A 1090-nucleotide genomic window follows, 5' to 3' on the forward strand; every position below is an offset into this window, starting at 1 on the left:
AGAGGTGGTCCCACATGTTTGAACAACTAAAAGCTTATTTATAAGTGATACTCTGCTCTAGTTAAGCTACCTTATTTTGTTGTGGTAGCTGGTCATAGTAAAACTCATCTGGAGTCATTTTGTCCAGACTCGAATGAGGTCGTTTCAAATTATAAAATTCAAAATATGCGTTTAATTGCTTCTTCGCATCCAAAACATTGCTGTAGGCTTTGAGATACACCTCTTCATATTTAACGCTCCGCCATAATCGTTCAACCATCACATTATCAACCCATCGACCTTTACCATCCATACTGATTTGAATGCCATTTGATTTCAATACATCAATAAATGCATCACTGGTAAACTGACTGCCTTGGTCTGTATTAAATATTTCAGGTCGACCATATTTTTCAATAGCTTCATTTAATGTTTCTATGCAAAATGTAACCTCCATACTAATCGATACTCTATGCGCAAGTACCTTGCGGCTATGCCAATCAATCACAGCACATAAATAAACAAAGCCTTTTGCCATAGGGATATACGTTATATCCGTAGACCACACTTGATTACTGCGCTGAATAGCCAATCCTTTGAGCAGATATGGATATTTGCGGTGAGCTTGATTAGCCTGGCTTAAATTTGGTTTGCAATATAACGCATTAATGCCCATTTTCTTCATTAAAGTACGTGTATGACGTCGTCCTATATGATGTCCTTGACGATTCAACAAATCACGCATCATCCGGCTACCTGCAAAAGGGTATTGCATATGTAACTCATCCATACACCGCATTAGCTTCAGATCTGATGCACTCACAGGTTTTGGGCGATAGTAATAACAACCACGGGAGACTTTCAGCAGCTGAGCTTGCTTAGATACTGAAATCTGAAGTGAGTCATCGATTAACTTTTGTGGTTGAAGCGGCCCAGTTTCTTCAACACACCTTCTAAAAAATCAATTTCTAATGCCTGCTCACCGATTTTTGCATGTAGTTTTTTTAGATCGATGGGTGGTTCTGTTGGAGCTTTTGATTGATCGAAAGCTTGCGAGGAAGCTGAAATCAGTTGATTTTTCCAGTCGATAATTTGGTTTTGATGAACATCA

General features: G+C 38.7%; 1 protein-coding gene. It reads right to left on the reverse strand.

Going from position 1 to position 1090, the window contains the following annotated elements:
- Positions 1-61: 61 nt before the first annotated feature.
- Positions 62-1090, reverse strand: a protein-coding gene (locus ACG916_RS21475) for an IS3 family transposase (RefSeq protein ID WP_419368219.1) whose coding sequence is annotated in 2 segments (ribosomal slippage) — positions 62-942 and positions 942-1090 — 1030 coding nt annotated over the 2 segments. Because the reading frame shifts where the segments join, the coding sequence is not laid out codon by codon here. This gene is flagged as partial in the annotation.

This window comes from Acinetobacter legionensis (assembly GCF_048552295.1).
GTDB lineage: Bacteria > Pseudomonadota > Gammaproteobacteria > Pseudomonadales > Moraxellaceae > Acinetobacter.